The following is a 14166-nucleotide window of genomic DNA, read 5'->3' on the forward strand; positions in this document are numbered from 1 at the left end:
AGCCAGTTATGACGTACGACTCCCTGGTGAACCGCGGCGACTACTTCTCCGCCCACTACCTGGCCGAGGTCCTGCCCAAGGACCTCAAGTCCGGGCTGCTGGCCGTGTGGAAGGAGCGCGAGGAGGCGGCAAAGGCTGCGGCCTCCTCCGACGATGCGGAGCAGGACCCGGACGCCCTGCCGGTGACCCCGCGGGCCGGCCTGCGGGCACTGCGCCGGCCCTACTTCCGCTCGCGGGCCGGCTTCGCCCTGCCCGAGTCCGCAGTTGACGCGGATGACGCCGATGGCGTGGTCGGGACGGACGATGCAGCCACCTACGGCTCCCCGGCCTGGCGCGAGCAGGTGCGGGCGCTCAACGCGCGGGTGCTGCTGGCCCTCGGCTACGACGCCAAGCCCGGCACCGTCACGGTCGAGCGGGCCGACCAGGCCCACCAGGTGCGGGTCGCGCACAGCGAGAAGGGCCTGATCGCGCTGGACTGCGGCTGGGCCGCCGAGCCGGACGCGGCCCTGGACCCGGACGGCCCGGGGCGCCTGCTCGAACCGCTGGTGCTCGACGGGCAGCACACCGTCGCCACCGGGTCGAAGCTCGCCTCGTTCCTGTTCGCGTGCGAGGACGCACCCCGGTACGTGCTGCTGCTGGTGGGCGGCGTGGTCGTCCTCGCCGACCGGATGACCTGGGGCGAGGGCCGCTACCTCGCGGTGTCGCTGGACGGTGCGCTGGAGCGCAACGACACCAAGACCGGTGGCGAACTCGACACGGTGGCCGCGCTGTTCGGCTCGGACTCGCTGCGCACGCCCGAGGAAGGCGGTGAGAACCCGCTGGCCGAGCTGGTCGACAAGTCCACCAAGCACGCGGTGGGCGTCTCCAGTGACCTGCGCGACGGGTTGCGGGCGAGTGTGGAGCTGATCGCCAACGAGGTGCTGGAACGCATCCGCGAGAACGAGGGCGTGCGGCCCGAGGACGTCATGGAGCTCCCCGAGCTGGGGAAGCAGCTGACGCGGGAGTCGCTGCGGTATCTGTACCGAATCCTGTTCCTTCTGTACGCGGAAGCCCGGCCGGAGCTCGGGATCCTGCCGGCCGACTACCCCGAGTACCAGCAGGGGTACGGGCTCGGCCGGCTGGGTGAGCTCGTCGCCGAGCGGGACCTGGTGGACGAGAAGTCGCGGCGCGGGTTCTACCTGTACGAGTCGCTGGACCTGCTGTTCGGGAAGGTCCAGGACGGCTACCGGCCGCGGCGAACGCACGGTGTGATCGAGGAGCAGGCCTCGGAGGATGTGGGGCTGCGGTTCGAGCCGCTGCACTCCAAGCTCTTCGAGCCCGAGTCGATCAAGCTGATCGGCGACTCCTCGGTACCGGACCCGCGCTTCGACGCCGACGAGACCGGCGAGGAGCGTTACCTCGACACCCGCCTGCGCAACGCGACGCTGTACAAGGTGCTGCGCCTGCTGATGCTCACCAAGGGGCGGAAGGGCGAGCGCGGCGGCTTCATCTCGTACGCGCAGCTGGGCATCAACCAGCTGGGGGCCGTGTACGAGGGCCTGATGTCGTACAGCGGCTTCGTGTCGGACAAGGAGCTGTGGGAGGTCGCCAAGGGCGGCGACCCGAAGGACGGGTCCTGGCTGATCCCGGCGTCCAAGGTGAACGACTATCCGGACGTGGTGTTCGTCCGGACGCGCGACGAGGACACCGGCGAGGAGGTACCGGCCCGGTACACCCCGGGCGAGTTCGTCTACCGGCTGTCGGGACGCGACCGGCAGACCTCCGCCTCGTACTACACGCCAGAGTCGCTAACCAAGGTCACGGTGCAGCTCACTCTCCAGCACCGGCTGGACCAGGACGACACGGTCACGCCGGCGCGGGAGCTGCTGGAGTGGAGGATCTGCGAGCCGGCCCTGGGCTCGGGTGCCTTCCTCAACGAGGCGATCAACCAGGTCGCTGCGGAGTACCTGCGGCGGCGGCAGGATGAGTTGGGCGTCGCCATCGACACGGAGAAGTATCCGGTCGAGCTGCAGAAGGCGAAGGCCTACATCGCCCTGCACAACTCGTACGGCGTCGACCTCAACTCGACGGCGGTGGAGCTGGCCGAGGTGTCGTTGTGGCTGAACACCATGCACCCGGGCATGGAGGCGCCCTGGTTCGGCCTCCACCTGCGGCGCGGCAACTCACTCATCGGCGGGCGGCGGGAGGTGTACCCGGCGGAGAAGCTGAAGAAGGCCGCCTGGCTGGGGACGACGCCGGAGCGCTTCCCGTTGTCGGAGGCCGATCAGGGCCTGCCGGTCACGGTGACGGAGCAGAAGATCCGCAGTGGGGATGTCCGGCGCCTGACCGAGAACGCAGTGCACCACTTCCTGCTACCTGCGAAGGAGTGGGGAGCGGTCGCCGGGGAGAAGGAAGCGAAGGCGCTCGTGCCGGAGGCGGCGAAGGCCCTGGGCTCCTGGCGCAAAGCGATCACGCGGACGCCGACCGCCAAGCAGAGCGAACGGCTGCAGGCGCTGGCCCGCCGGGTCGAGTACCTGTGGGGGCTCGTCGTACGGCGGTTGGAGATCTCCGAACGGGACATCTCGCGCCGCATCGACGTGTGGGGTGCGGAGGACGGCTGGCTGCGGCAGCCCGAGCAGGCGGTCCAGCGGGAGGACGTGCTCACCGACCTGCTGGCAGTCGACACCCCGTACTGGCGGCTCAAGACGCTCATGGACGCCTGGTGCGCGCTGTGGTTCTGGCCGGTGCAGGAGACCAAGCTGCTGGACGGCACCGACGGCCGCTACGCGCGGGCGGCGGAGCTGGCATCGGCGGACGAAGCCACGCCGGAGGAGCCCCAGGGCTCGGATGTCCTGATGACGTGGCAGGCTGAAGACCTCTTCGGAGGCCTCGGCGAGTCGGGCGAACTTACCCGCCAGGCCGTCGAGCGGCTGCGCACCGGCCGCCGCAAGGAGGCCATCCGCGAGCAGCGCCGCTCGGTGACTGCGCTGGCCTCGCTGGACGACTGGCTGGAGTTCGCCGAGGCACTGGTCGGGACGAAGGACGTCGAGGCCAACTCGTTGGTCGGCCACTTCGAGACGCTGGACGAACTGTCGCCCTATGAGGACGAGTTGCCCACGTACATGGGCATGGAGCAGGCCCACCGGCTGGAGGCCCGCTTCCCCTGGATGTCCGTCGCCCGTGATGTCGCCGACATTCAGGGGTTCTTCCACTGGGAACTGGAGTTCGCCCAGGTCTTCAAGCGTGGCGGGTACGACGTCCAGGTAGGGAATCCGCCATGGGTGCGGCCTCGCTGGCAGGAGGACACGGTCCTCGCGGAGATGGAGCCGTGGTTCATCCTCAATGACAAGCCAAGCCCATCCGAATGGCGACTTCGAAAAGACGAGCTTTTCTCAAATCTAGGAACTGCCTATTTTTTGGGCGAGCTCACGTCGAACGTCGGCAGAGTTTCCATGTTGAGTAGCGCGGCTACCTATCCCATCCTTGAAGGCACTCAACCCGACCTGTACAGGGCTTTCATGTCCCGCGCTTGGACTAATCAATCCTCGCCGGCGGCCACAGGTCTCGTTCACCCAGATACCCACTTTGGCGGAGCCCGAGAAGCAGCGCTCCGCGGCGCCGCCTACCGCCACCTGCGAGTACACGCAAGCTTCATCAACGCAGCAAATTGGGCCTTCGAAGATCTCAGCCGAAACCAGGAATTCGGCCTCCACATCTACGGCCCTCCGCGTGAAATTAAGTTCCTACACCTTAGCGAGTTGTACGGCGCTGAGGTCGTACCCGAGTCGCTGAAGCATGACGGCTCAGGCGAAGCTCCGGGGATCAGACACCAGGGGACCTGGGATATTCGACCCCATCGCGACAGAGTCGTGAACGTCGATACCCACCTGCTCACAAGCTGGCATCGCCTATCGGGCGCCTCGGGTCCGATCAGCCAGACCCCACTCCTCTACCCAATCACTTCGCTTGAGCAAGGGGCAATTGACGCCCTTGGGCAGATTGGCACTCGGCTCGGCGCTCAAGGGCCATGGATCAGTCGAGGCTACGACGAGGCGAACGGAAAAAAGGACGGCTATATCCGCTGGGCGAACCAGACGGTCGATTCTCTCGATGAAGTTATCTTGCAAGGACCTCATTTCGGCGGCGCTCTCCCATTTGCCAAAGAACCCAAGATTCCATGCCGCAATAACAGTGATTGGATTCCACTGATCCCATCCAATCTGGGGCGAGATTTCATTCCGAAAACTAATTACGTTCGCGCCTGCAATGAGGATCGATATCGAGAAGCGCAGGATTCCTGGGATGGCCGCAGATACACCCGCTACTTCCGCCTGGCCTGGCGCGCAATGATTCCCTTCAACAGTGAGCGCAGCTTGTTCGCATCCATTATTCCGCCCGGCCCTGCCCATGTTCATACTGTGCACTCAATGGCCCTCCCGAATAATGGGCTAACAGTACTCAGTGCGGGATTCTGGGCGTCGCTTCCTCTGGACTACCTTCTTCGCATCACCGGACGCTCACATCTACAGCATGGCGAGGCACGGAAAATGCCAGCCCCCTCCCTCGACCATCCCCTCACTGCGGCACTGATTGTCCGTGCACTTCGCCTCAACTGCCTGACCGATACATATGCACCTCTCTGGGAGGAACTGTTCCATCCCGATTGGGCTGAGTGTGAAGGCTGGGCCCATAACAACTGGCCAAACCTTACCCCTCTCGCCTCCCATCTCATGCCTACCTGGGATTATGAGACTCCACTACGTAGTGAGTGCGAGCGTCGCGCCGCGCTCGTCGAGCTGGACGCGCTCGTGTCCGTTTGGCTGGGGATCACTGCCGACCAGCTCGTCGCGATCTACAAGTCCCGCTATCCGGTTCTCTCTGACTATGAGGCCGAGATGTACTTCGATATGGCCGGTCGCAAGATCGCTCGGAATCACAATACTTACGGCCATGGCCAGATTAAGGAAACCTATCCCGCTCTCCTCGACCACCTGGCCAACCCCGCCACCATCCCGCCGCCCGAGGGCTACAGCGCTCCCTTCTACAAGGCCAACCGCGAGACCGAGATGCGTGCCGCCCACGCACATTTCCAGGCCCGCCTGGACGCCGAGATCGCCGCCGGCCGCTGGACTCCCCCGGCACCCCCCACGGCCTACTCGCAGGCGACCGACGTCACCGACGACGATCCGAGCGCTACCATGCCCAGCGGCGAGGAAGCATGACGAACAATGAGGACTGGCTCGACGTGCCCGAGCTGCAGGCCGGCCTCCCTGCCTCCGAGTCCCCGAGTGAACCGGAGGCGCCGTCCGTCGAGTTCGACGACACCGGCCACAGCACCGGTGTAGAGGCGGAGGATGTCGGCGGGCGGAGCCGCGACCCGTTCGATCCGGAGAAGATCGAGGTCCAGCCCCGCAACATCACGATCTCCCTCGTGCTCCAGCGGCTCCGGCGCCAGGCACTGGACCTGGCGCCGGACTTCCAGCGGCGTTCCGGCATCTGGAACGCCACGGCTCAGAGCCGTCTGATCGAGTCGGTTCTGCTGCGTATCGCGCTGCCCACGCTCTACGCGGCGGAGCGGGATGACGAGTCCTGGGACGTGGTCGACGGCGTGCAACGGCTGACGGCGATCGCCCGGTTCGTGGATCCGGACTCCATCGGGGGGAAGGAGCTCCGGCTGGCCAATCTGGAGTACCTGACCCAGTACGACGGCTGTTCGTTCCATGACCTCCCCGGGCGCCTACAGACTCGCATCCTGGAGACGGAGCTCGTTATTCTCCTGATCCGTCAGGGAACGCCCGAGGCCGCCAAGTTCAACATCTTCGCCCGGATCAACACCGGGGGCCTTCCGCTGTCTCCTCAGGAGCTCCGCCACGCCCTGATCCCCGGGCGTGCACGCGATCTGATCGCCGAGCTCGCGGCGAGCAAGGAGTTCCAGGTGGCGACCGACAACAGCGTCTCGCCGGACCGCATGTCCGACCGCGAGATGTGTCTGCGTTTCCTCGCCTTCGTGCTGACGCCCCATGAGCAGTACGACGCGCAGAACTTCGACGACTTCCTGCGGATGACGATGCACCGCATCAACCAGCTGGACGACCGGGAAGTGGAAGCTCTGCGGGACACGTTCAGCCTCGGGATGTTTGTCAGCTATTTCATTTTCAAGCGCCATGCATTTCGCAAGCAGGGCGGCCACATGAGCCGACGCGCTCCGATCAACAAGGCGCTCTTTGAAGCACAAGCAGTGAGTGTCGTCGGACTCGGCGGCGACGACTTCAGGAAGCTTACGGATCGTCATGACATCGTCATGGATCGGTTCCGGGCTCTCATGGACGACCCCGACTTCTTCGACTCCATTTCCTCCGGAACAGGAGACCCCGACAAGGTGAACTACCGCTTCCAGTCCATCAAGGACCTGCTGCGAGGAGTCCTCGATGCTTGATCGGATCAGCCTGCAGAACTTCAAGGCCTTCGCCCAACAGGACATCGCCCTCGCCCCGTTGACGCTGCTGACCGGACTGAACTCGTCCGGCAAGAGCACCGTTCTGCAGTCCCTCGCCCTGCTGCGCCAGTCGTACGACTCCGGCGATCTCGCCCCCATCGGCGACCGGGTCGCCGGCCTGCTGCTCAATGAGGAGCTGGTCCAGCTCGGCACTGGCCGGGACACCCGCCATGAGAGCTACACCGAGGACGATCCCACCATCACTCTGAAGGTCACCAGCCGTGACGAAGAGCTGACTTGGAGCGCGGAATACGTCCAGGAGGCGGACCACCTGCCCCTCCTAAAGGCGCCCTCCGCCCCCGCCGATCTCCTCCCGACCCTCTTCGGTCCCGGTTTCCAGTACCTGCGCGCCGACCGGATCTCACCTGAGGTCAGCTACCCCCGCTCGCACCACGCGGTGACCAGCCGGGGCTTCCTCGGCACACATGGCGAGCACGCCGTCAACTACCTTCGTGCACACCAAGATGACGTGCTCACCGCTGACGCGCTCCTTCGCCCAGAGGCGTCGTCCACGACGCTCCGCGCGCAGACCGACGCCTGGATGCAGCTGCTCTGCCCTGGGGTGACCCTCGAAGCAGTCGGGATCGACGGCACCGACACCGTGCGTCTCAGCTTCGGCTTCGGGTCAGGCGTCTCCGCCTCCAACCGGTACCGGCCCACCAACGTCGGCTTCGGGCTGACCTACTCGCTGCCGATCGTGGTGGCCTGCCTGTCCGCCAAGCCGGGTTCGCTGATCCTGCTGGAGAACCCCGAGGCGCATCTCCACCCCCAGGGCCAGACCTGGATCGCGTACCTCGCCGCCGCGGCGGCCGCCGCCGGAGCCCAGCTCCTTGTGGAGACTCACTCCGACCATGTGCTCAACGGCCTGCGGCTGGCGGTCAAGAGAGGGGAACTCTCAGCCCCCGACACCGCCGTCCACTTCTTCCGTCGTGACGGCCAGCGTTGCGAGGTCGTCAGCCCACAGATGGGTGAGGACGGCATGCTCTCGGACTGGCCGAAGGGGTTCTTCGACGAGTGGGAGAACTCCCTCGACCAACTGCTCGACTGACAACGGTTTTACCTATTTTCGGACACATGACCACCTACTGGGGGGCGGGGCGTGCCACTCCTGCTTTTCTTGAACGAGAAGTCCTGCATGTCCTCGGCGTCACCGGCCGAGGTCGGAACGGCGATGAACGAGTTCGTCGACGTGCTGCGCGAGGCCCGCAGGTGGCGGGACGTCGCTCTGGTCACACAAACGCCGCTCCCTACCGCGGAGCTGGCTCAGGGCTACTACTACCAGCAGTGGGCCGCCGACAACCGAAACCGTAACCAGCGCCAGTTCATCAAGGGCTTACGCAATCGGGCACCCTTCACCGATGTCCTGCCACAGCACGGGAGCCCGGGCGAGATCGAATACTCGTATGCGGGTGAATCCGTCGAAGGCATCGGTACGGCACATCTGATGGATGGCCTCGCAGTGAGCCTGCCCCTGTCGGCCGCATGGTCCGGCTCATGGCTGAGCATCATGGTCAGAAGACTCGTCGAGACCGAAACGGGCGACCTGGCAGTGGAGGAGGCCACCGAGCCGGTCCGGCACAGCGCTCGCCGCGAGGATCTGGCCACCCACGAGAAGTGGGGTCGCGCCACGGGGCTCGAAGCCGTCCACACACCCGCCCAGCTCTGGGAGCAGCGTACGGACTTCTTTCCCAGGCTCCAGTTCCTTGACCGGGTCCGCGAGGACCTCGAACGCCTCGAACTGAGGTGGTTCATCCAGGTCCGGGGACTGCTGGCCCGCTTGGATGAATCCGCCTGGCTCTGGGATCCGGCCGTGAGCACGGGGCCAGTCTGGCAGGGCGCGAAGGTCACCCCGGAGCACGAACAGCGCAGGCGGCTCTGCCACTTCCGTGACCGGGACGGCGTAGAGCGATGCTTCGACCTGCACGCGCGTTTCCCTCCGGGGCCAGGCCGGCTCCATTTCCGGCTCGTCCCAGAGGACAACGCACTCCGCATCGCCTACATCGGCACGAAGCTCGGGATATGAGACACGACAGCGCCCTGCGGCTACCGCCCATCCGCCGCAGGGCTTGCCTGTCGTGAGTTCGTGTCAGACCGCTTCAGTGGCAGCGAATCGGACAAAGGCAGCCCAGGCCGTCATATCAAACTCCAGCACCGGCCCCACCGTGTCCTTCGAGTCGCGAACATGAACGGCCGTGTCCGTCAGTGCCACCTCCACGCACTGGCCGCCCTCCGCGCCGCTGTGGCTGCTCTTGAACCAGGCCAGGGCCTGCGATGTCGCGGCGGTTTCGTCGGCGTTCATAGCTCTCCCAGCAACTTCTCGATGTAGGCCAGCGACTCACGAGGAGTCAGCGCCTGGGCTCGGATGATCCCGTAGCGCGACCCGAGGGCGCGCACCTCCTCGCGATCAGTGACCAGTGTGCTATGCCCCTGCGTCTCCATGTAACCGATCTGCTCGCCGCCCTTACGGGTGAAGAGCGTGAAGCCGCCGTCGATGCCTGCGTTGTCCTCACGGTCGAGGGGCATGACCTGTGCCTCGACGTTGCGTCTCTGCCCGGCGAGGAGGATCTGTTCCAACTGGCCTCGCATCACCGCTGTGCCTCCAAGTCGCCGCAGCACCACGGACTCCTCCATGACAAAGCTCAGCAGTGGAGAGATCCGGGATGCAAACAACTCCTGCCGAGCCAAGCGGGCAGCTACTCGCTGCTCGATGACACTGTCCTCCAGCAGGGGTCTGCGCATCGCGAGCAGCGCCCGTGTGTACTCCTCGGTCTGAAGCAGCCCGTTCACCACGAGAGTGTCGTACGACTGCAACTCCACCGCCTCCGCCTCCAGCTTGGCGGCATCTCGGAAGAACGCCGGGTACCTGGCCCTTGCGACCTCGTCCTTCATCGCGGTCAGGACACCGCCCGCGCCCAGTGCCTGATCCGCCTTCTCGATCAGCTCCGGCCGGGGAATCCGCCGGCCGAGCTCCACCGAGGCGATCTGGTCTTCGCCGTACCCCAACTGCGCACCCAGCTGGGCCCGGGTCAGGCCCTCCCGTTCGCGCAGGAGCTTCAGCTGTCGCCCGAAGGAGCGCAGGAAGCCTGCGCCGTCATCCTGTTCAGCCATGCCGGCCACCTCCGACCCACCACCCTCAACAGCGTCGCCCACCGCACGCCCCCACCGGGCATCCGCGCACGATCGGCTACCAGAACGATACGGACCGCAACCAGCCAACGTGTCCGGATTCCCACGAATTCACACCCGCTACGCGGCAGGCGCGACCACCACTCCACGCAACAGGCCGCGCGCCCGTTCGGCGCCGCGCCGGTTTCGCTCGGCGGCAGTCGTGTCCGGCCCGGCCGCAGGAGGGGCAACTCCCGCACAGCGCAGGCAGACCGTGCCGCCACCCGCCACCGGATCCGCGCAGCGCGCGCACTCCCCCAGCGCGCGCGGTGGGGCATCGGGTTCCGCCACCACCACCGGCATCCTGCGCTCCAGGCGGGCCCGCACAAAGCCCGCCGGTGCGAGTACATGCGGGGGCAGATCGCCCAACAACGCATCCCGCAGTCGCCCGACATCCGGATCCCGGGCCAGCCAGTCCGCCACCAGCGGGGCGATGTCCAGTACTTCGACCACCCCCAGCCGCAGGCGCCGGTCCCGGGCGGTCAGCCGCCCGAGCAGTCCGGCCGCAGCGGCCCGGGCCTCCTCGTCGACGTCATCGCCCTCACCCGCCCCCGCCGGGAGGGAGGAGGTGTTCCCCTCGTTCTTCTCCCCCTTGGGGGAAGTACCGACCTCCCGACCCTCCCCCTCACCGAGTGCCGGGTTTCGGACCGCGGTGCGCCAGGCCGCCTCGATCTCGTCCGCCTCCGTCAGCGGCACGCTGCTGACGAGGACGCGGGTCGTCCACGTGCCCTTCGTCGGGTGCTGGGAGCGCCGGACGTGCAGAAAGCCTTCCTCGATCAGCTGTGCCCGCGCACCGGCGACGGCCGTGCGCCCCTCGGGCATGCGCTTGCCGATGGTGAGGATGGTGTCCCGGCTGCCGGGCGGCAGCGACAGCGCCCAGAGCAGCAACGTCTTCGCCGTGGCCCGCAGGCGCGGGTGGCGGACGATCTCGTGTGACGCCCGTACGTAGCGCTCGGGCGCGATAAAGTGAACGTGCATGAGGAGCTCTAACTCCCTGTGCCGGACCCCGGGGTGTTCCTGCACCGCCGGGGTCGTCTATTAATCTGTAGTCGGACGGTAGCACGCGGTGACCGCCTCCCGCCCCCGAATCCGCAAACCGCAAACCGCCCACCTCAACCGCCGCCGTCGCAGACAGCGCCGGACTCAGCGGGTATCAGCCGAACCTGGCGCGCCGCCAACTTCAGTGGCTCGCCCGCCTTCCGGTCCCACAACACAGCCGTCCCCTGCGCGACGCCGAAGGAGAGATACGGCCGTTTCGGGTCCAGCCGGGGCCCGTCTCCCGAAAGGCGTTCGGCCGGCTCGGCCGGCTCGACGCACACCCACTTGGGCTCGACACCGAAGTACGGCGGCGCATCCTCGCCGCGCGCGGCGGCGGCCATCGTGCGATCGGCGGCCTGCCCCGCCGAGTGCAGGGCCAATGTGGAGACACCGGCCAGGATCGCGATCAGCAGCAGGACGTAGATCGCCGCGTTGAACCCTTCTCCTGTGCCCGCATAGCTGTGATGCCGGTGCCTGGCAAAGCCCCACCAGGCGGGGAGCACCAGCACCAGGCTCAGGAACGTCAGCAGCTTGACTGCCGAGACGACCTGCCAAATCGGTGGAACGTCGAGATCCCCGGGGCTGAGCGACAGCGCGTCGGCGTACAAGGAGTGCAGCACCGAACCCGACGCCAGAAAGGTGGCGCCCGCCAGCGAAGCAACCAGGGGTACCGCCCACGCCGCCCACTCGCCCCAGCTCCACTGCCGTACCAGTAGCCAGAGCCCCGCCACCACCGCCACGATGCCCAGGGCCACCAGCACTTGCTGCTTGTTCCAACCCCGGCCGGCTGTGTGGAAGGGGCCTAGACCGAGCAGCAGCGCCACTCCGGCCGCAACCACAGCCATACCTGCCCCGGCCGCCCGGCCCTCCCTGAACAGACGCGCCCCGGAGCGCACAGTTGCGACGCCGGCCAGCATCGCGAGCGCGACCCACAAGCCTCGAACTCCTCGCGAGCTCCCGGCTGCGAACACCGCGGCCACTCCCACCGCCATGCTCCAGCCGATCACCCGGGCGATGCGCCGTGCCGTCTCCTCCTCCGGCCAGAACCGCACGGTCCCGCGCCACCGCCCGTCGAGCGGCCGAACCCAAACGGTGGTCGGCGCGGCCCCTCCTCCCGATGCGGAGGGCATACGCGCGAGGCCCAGTGCCTCCCCCTGAGTCCCGATCACGCGCACCCCGGTGTCGTAGCGGCCAAGGCGGGACGCAGACCGCCGAGCGGCTTGCCGCAGCCGGGCGAAGCGGGCGATCGACGGCGAGGACACGTCGTACACCTGCCACTCGGTCAGCATCTCGCGGTCCCGTACCAACGGTTCGGCGCGACGCACGTAGGCCTCCAGGCGTGCCCTCCGCAGGGCCTTCTGTGCCCTCCGAGTCGCTCCCCACTCGCAGTTGTGGAGGGAGCCCGGCAGCCGCACCTCCACCTCGTACACGCGCGACGCCGGATCCGGCTCCAGGACACCCTGCAACGGCCCATCCCCGCACGGGTGATGGCCGATGACCGGCCAGCCGTGCCGTTCGAAGACCTGCTCCGCCTCAGCCCAGTCCCGCTCACCCCCACGCACTTCGACGAGCGCCAGGACCCGCTGGTCGTACAACCTCGTTCGCATGCCTGTGGCCCTACCCGGGAGGATCTTCGCGACACCCGTGTACACGGCCGCCCCACCGCCGTACAGGGGCCGTCGTGGTGCACAGGCGGCCCCTGTCGTCGCCCGCTCCACCGACGAACAGCACGCCAACTCCCCACCCGTCAGCCGGTCCAGGCCGACGGCGTGTCGTTCGCCGGCCTGTCGGCGTGTCGGGTCTTCTTCGCCCCTCCCGGACCGAACCGGTCAGTAATATGACCGCATGTATGTCGGCCGTCACCGGCATATCAGGGGGTAGGGGGACACATGAACGACATCCACATCCGTACGGACGTCCTGCGGCAGTCCGCGAACGGCCTCCAGGAAGCCGCCGCGGCCGTCGGACCGGCCGGGCACTGGCTCGACAGCAGCTTCACCGCCGCGGCCACCATGACCGCCTGGGAGTCCGGGCCGGCGCTCAAGGACTGCGCCACCGCGTGGCAGACCCACATGAAGTCGGCGGTCGACCAACTCCACCGCTACGCGGAACAGCTGCGCGACTCGGCGCACTCGTACGACCGGGCCGAGCAGGAGGCCACTCGCCGGGTCACCGCCGCTCTCACCGACCTCCAGGGGACGGCGGGCACGGGACAGTGAGCATGAACATCGCGGCGCTCAAGGCGGCCCGCAGCATCGACGTCGAGGCCGCCGCCAACTCCTGGCTCGCCCTGTCCAAGCAGGCCTGGCAGTCCGTCAACGACATCCATGCCAACGGTGTCGACCCGCTGAAGGCGAACTGGAAGGACCGCGTCGGCGAGGCAGCGGGCCGAAAGCTGGAGGAGCACGCCCGGATCCTGGAGGCCGGCGCGGACATCATGCGCGGCGTCGTCATGGTCCTCGACGCTCTCGGCGCCAGCATCACCCGGGCGAAGCTGACACTGAACTCGGCCCTCGACATGGCCAGGGACTACGGGCTGACCGTCGACGAGGCGTCCGGTACGGTCCACTCCGGCTCCGGTGGCGCGGGCGCCTCGACGGACAACGCCGTCCAGGAGATCAACGCGATGATCCAGGAGGCCCTGCGCGAAGCCGCGCAGGCCGACAAGCTGGCAGCGACCGAGCTTCGCAAACTCGCCGCCGCCACCTGCGAGACCGACCCGCGCAAGGCGCTCGACACCCTCCAGCGCGAGGCCTCCCAGGTCGAGCTGGCCATGTACACCGGGGGCATCCCCAACGGCCAGGACCCGCGTCTGGTCGCCGACTGGTGGAAGGCCCTGACCGACAACCAGCGCAAGCAGCTGATGCTCTCCGACCCGGTCACGCTGGCCAACCTGCCCGGCATCCCCGACGACGTGAAGCTGGGCCTCCGCGGGGGCCCGGGCGCCAAGTACGACCGCATCAAGACCGTGCAGTGGGCACTTGAGCACTGGGACGACACCAGCATCGACGTCTTCGGGGACAACTGCACCAACTTCGCCTCGGAAGCCCTACACCAGGGCGGTCTCCACGCCAAGGGGGACGGGCTCTGGGGCTGGCGGGGCGACGACACCTGGGGGCGCAGCGAGGACGCGGGCGGTGACTGGCTCTCCCAGCGTGTCGACTACTCGAAGAGCTGGGCCGGCGCGCAGAACATGCACGACTTCCTGATGCGCCACGGCAGCGAGGAAATTTCGGCGGACCAGGTGAAGCCCGGGGACATCGTGTACTACGAGGAGGACTCCGACCAGGACGACCAGGACAAGAAGGGGGCCGTCCACCACACCGCGGTCGTCACGGCGGTGACGCCGGACGGGGACATCCGGTACACCCAGCACAGCGGCGGCCAGCAGAACGCGAGCCTCGGCGGGCGGATCGACAGCTTCCAGGAGCAGCGCGGTCACCAGAAGCTGCACTTCGTCCGCGTCAACCCGGACTGGTACTAGACCG

10 protein-coding genes are annotated in these 14166 nt (G+C 67.3%); 6 read left to right on the forward strand and 4 right to left on the reverse strand.

Annotated features, from left to right (window positions below; all coding sequences use genetic code 11):
• Window positions 1-8 precede the first annotated feature (8 nt).
• The 4 genes from OG286_RS10575 (at window position 9) to OG286_RS10590 (ending at window position 8498) form a co-directional block, all read left to right on the forward strand.
• Window positions 9-5201, forward strand: coding sequence for a class I SAM-dependent DNA methyltransferase (locus OG286_RS10575; RefSeq protein ID WP_396325948.1), 5193 nt, complete (start codon window positions 9-11; stop codon window positions 5199-5201).
• Window positions 5198-6415 carry a DUF262 domain-containing protein gene (locus OG286_RS10580; RefSeq protein ID WP_396325947.1) on the forward strand — a complete coding sequence of 406 codons (1218 nt, stop codon included), beginning with the start codon at window positions 5198-5200 and terminating at the stop codon, window positions 6413-6415. The genes OG286_RS10575 and OG286_RS10580 overlap by 4 nt, the downstream gene beginning before the upstream one ends.
• Window positions 6408-7523, forward strand: a complete 1116-nt coding sequence (locus OG286_RS10585) for a DUF3696 domain-containing protein (RefSeq protein WP_396325946.1) — start codon at window positions 6408-6410, stop codon at window positions 7521-7523. Before OG286_RS10580 ends, OG286_RS10585 begins: the two co-directional genes overlap by 8 nt.
• A 69-nt stretch (window positions 7524-7592) precedes the next feature.
• On the forward strand, window positions 7593-8498 hold the full coding sequence (locus OG286_RS10590; protein WP_405365120.1) for a hypothetical protein: 906 nt from the start codon (window positions 7593-7595) through the stop codon (window positions 8496-8498).
• Between the two features lie 63 nt (window positions 8499-8561).
• On the opposite strand, the gene OG286_RS10595 is transcribed toward OG286_RS10590, so the two are convergent.
• The 4 genes from OG286_RS10595 to OG286_RS10610 form a co-directional block, all read right to left on the reverse strand.
• Window positions 8562-8774 (reverse strand): DUF397 domain-containing protein, encoded by a 213-nt coding sequence (locus OG286_RS10595; protein ID WP_396325944.1) that lies wholly within the window; start codon window positions 8772-8774, stop codon window positions 8562-8564.
• Window positions 8771-9583 (reverse strand): helix-turn-helix domain-containing protein, encoded by an 813-nt coding sequence (locus OG286_RS10600; RefSeq protein WP_396325943.1) that lies wholly within the window; start codon window positions 9581-9583, stop codon window positions 8771-8773. Before OG286_RS10600 ends, OG286_RS10595 begins: the two co-directional genes overlap by 4 nt.
• A gap of 138 nt (window positions 9584-9721) precedes the next feature.
• Complete coding sequence (locus OG286_RS10605) at window positions 9722-10618, reverse strand: hypothetical protein (protein ID WP_396325942.1); 897 nt, start codon at window positions 10616-10618, stop codon at window positions 9722-9724.
• A 134-nt stretch (window positions 10619-10752) separates the two neighbouring features.
• Window positions 10753-12273: a hypothetical protein gene (locus OG286_RS10610; RefSeq protein ID WP_396325941.1), complete on the reverse strand. Its 1521-nt coding sequence runs from the start codon at window positions 12271-12273 to the stop codon at window positions 10753-10755.
• A 294-nt stretch (window positions 12274-12567) separates the two neighbouring features.
• Here OG286_RS10610 and OG286_RS10615 point away from each other — a divergent pair, with 294 nt between their 5' ends.
• Together OG286_RS10615 and OG286_RS10620 are read left to right on the forward strand one after the other, a co-directional pair.
• Window positions 12568-12897, forward strand: a complete 330-nt coding sequence (locus OG286_RS10615) for a type VII secretion target (protein ID WP_396325940.1) — start codon at window positions 12568-12570, stop codon at window positions 12895-12897.
• 2 nt (window positions 12898-12899) lie between these two features.
• Complete coding sequence (locus OG286_RS10620; RefSeq protein WP_396325939.1) at window positions 12900-14162, forward strand: amidase domain-containing protein; 1263 nt, start codon at window positions 12900-12902, stop codon at window positions 14160-14162.
• Window positions 14163-14166: the final 4 nt, after the last annotated feature.

Source organism: Kitasatospora sp. NBC_00039, from assembly GCF_045160625.1.
Classification (GTDB): domain Bacteria; phylum Actinomycetota; class Actinomycetes; order Streptomycetales; family Streptomycetaceae; genus Kitasatospora.

What these genes read in the sequence shown, in the direction of transcription:
- OG286_RS10615 (WP_396325940.1), top strand. Translation starts at nt 12,568, where the DNA reads ATGAACGACATCCACATCCGTACGGACGTCCTGCGGCAGTCCGCGAAC.
- OG286_RS10595 (WP_396325944.1), bottom strand. Translation starts at nt 8,774, where the DNA reads ATGAACGCCGACGAAACCGCCGCGACATCGCAGGCCCTGGCCTGGTTC.
- OG286_RS10575 (WP_396325948.1), top strand. Translation starts at nt 9, where the DNA reads ATGACGTACGACTCCCTGGTGAACCGCGGCGACTACTTCTCCGCCCAC.
- OG286_RS10585 (WP_396325946.1), top strand. Translation starts at nt 6,408, where the DNA reads ATGCTTGATCGGATCAGCCTGCAGAACTTCAAGGCCTTCGCCCAACAG.
- OG286_RS10605 (WP_396325942.1), bottom strand. Translation starts at nt 10,618, where the DNA reads ATGCACGTTCACTTTATCGCGCCCGAGCGCTACGTACGGGCGTCACAC.
- OG286_RS10580 (WP_396325947.1), top strand. Translation starts at nt 5,198, where the DNA reads ATGACGAACAATGAGGACTGGCTCGACGTGCCCGAGCTGCAGGCCGGC.
- OG286_RS10620 (WP_396325939.1), top strand. Translation starts at nt 12,900, where the DNA reads ATGAACATCGCGGCGCTCAAGGCGGCCCGCAGCATCGACGTCGAGGCC.
- OG286_RS10600 (WP_396325943.1), bottom strand. Translation starts at nt 9,583, where the DNA reads ATGGCTGAACAGGATGACGGCGCAGGCTTCCTGCGCTCCTTCGGGCGA.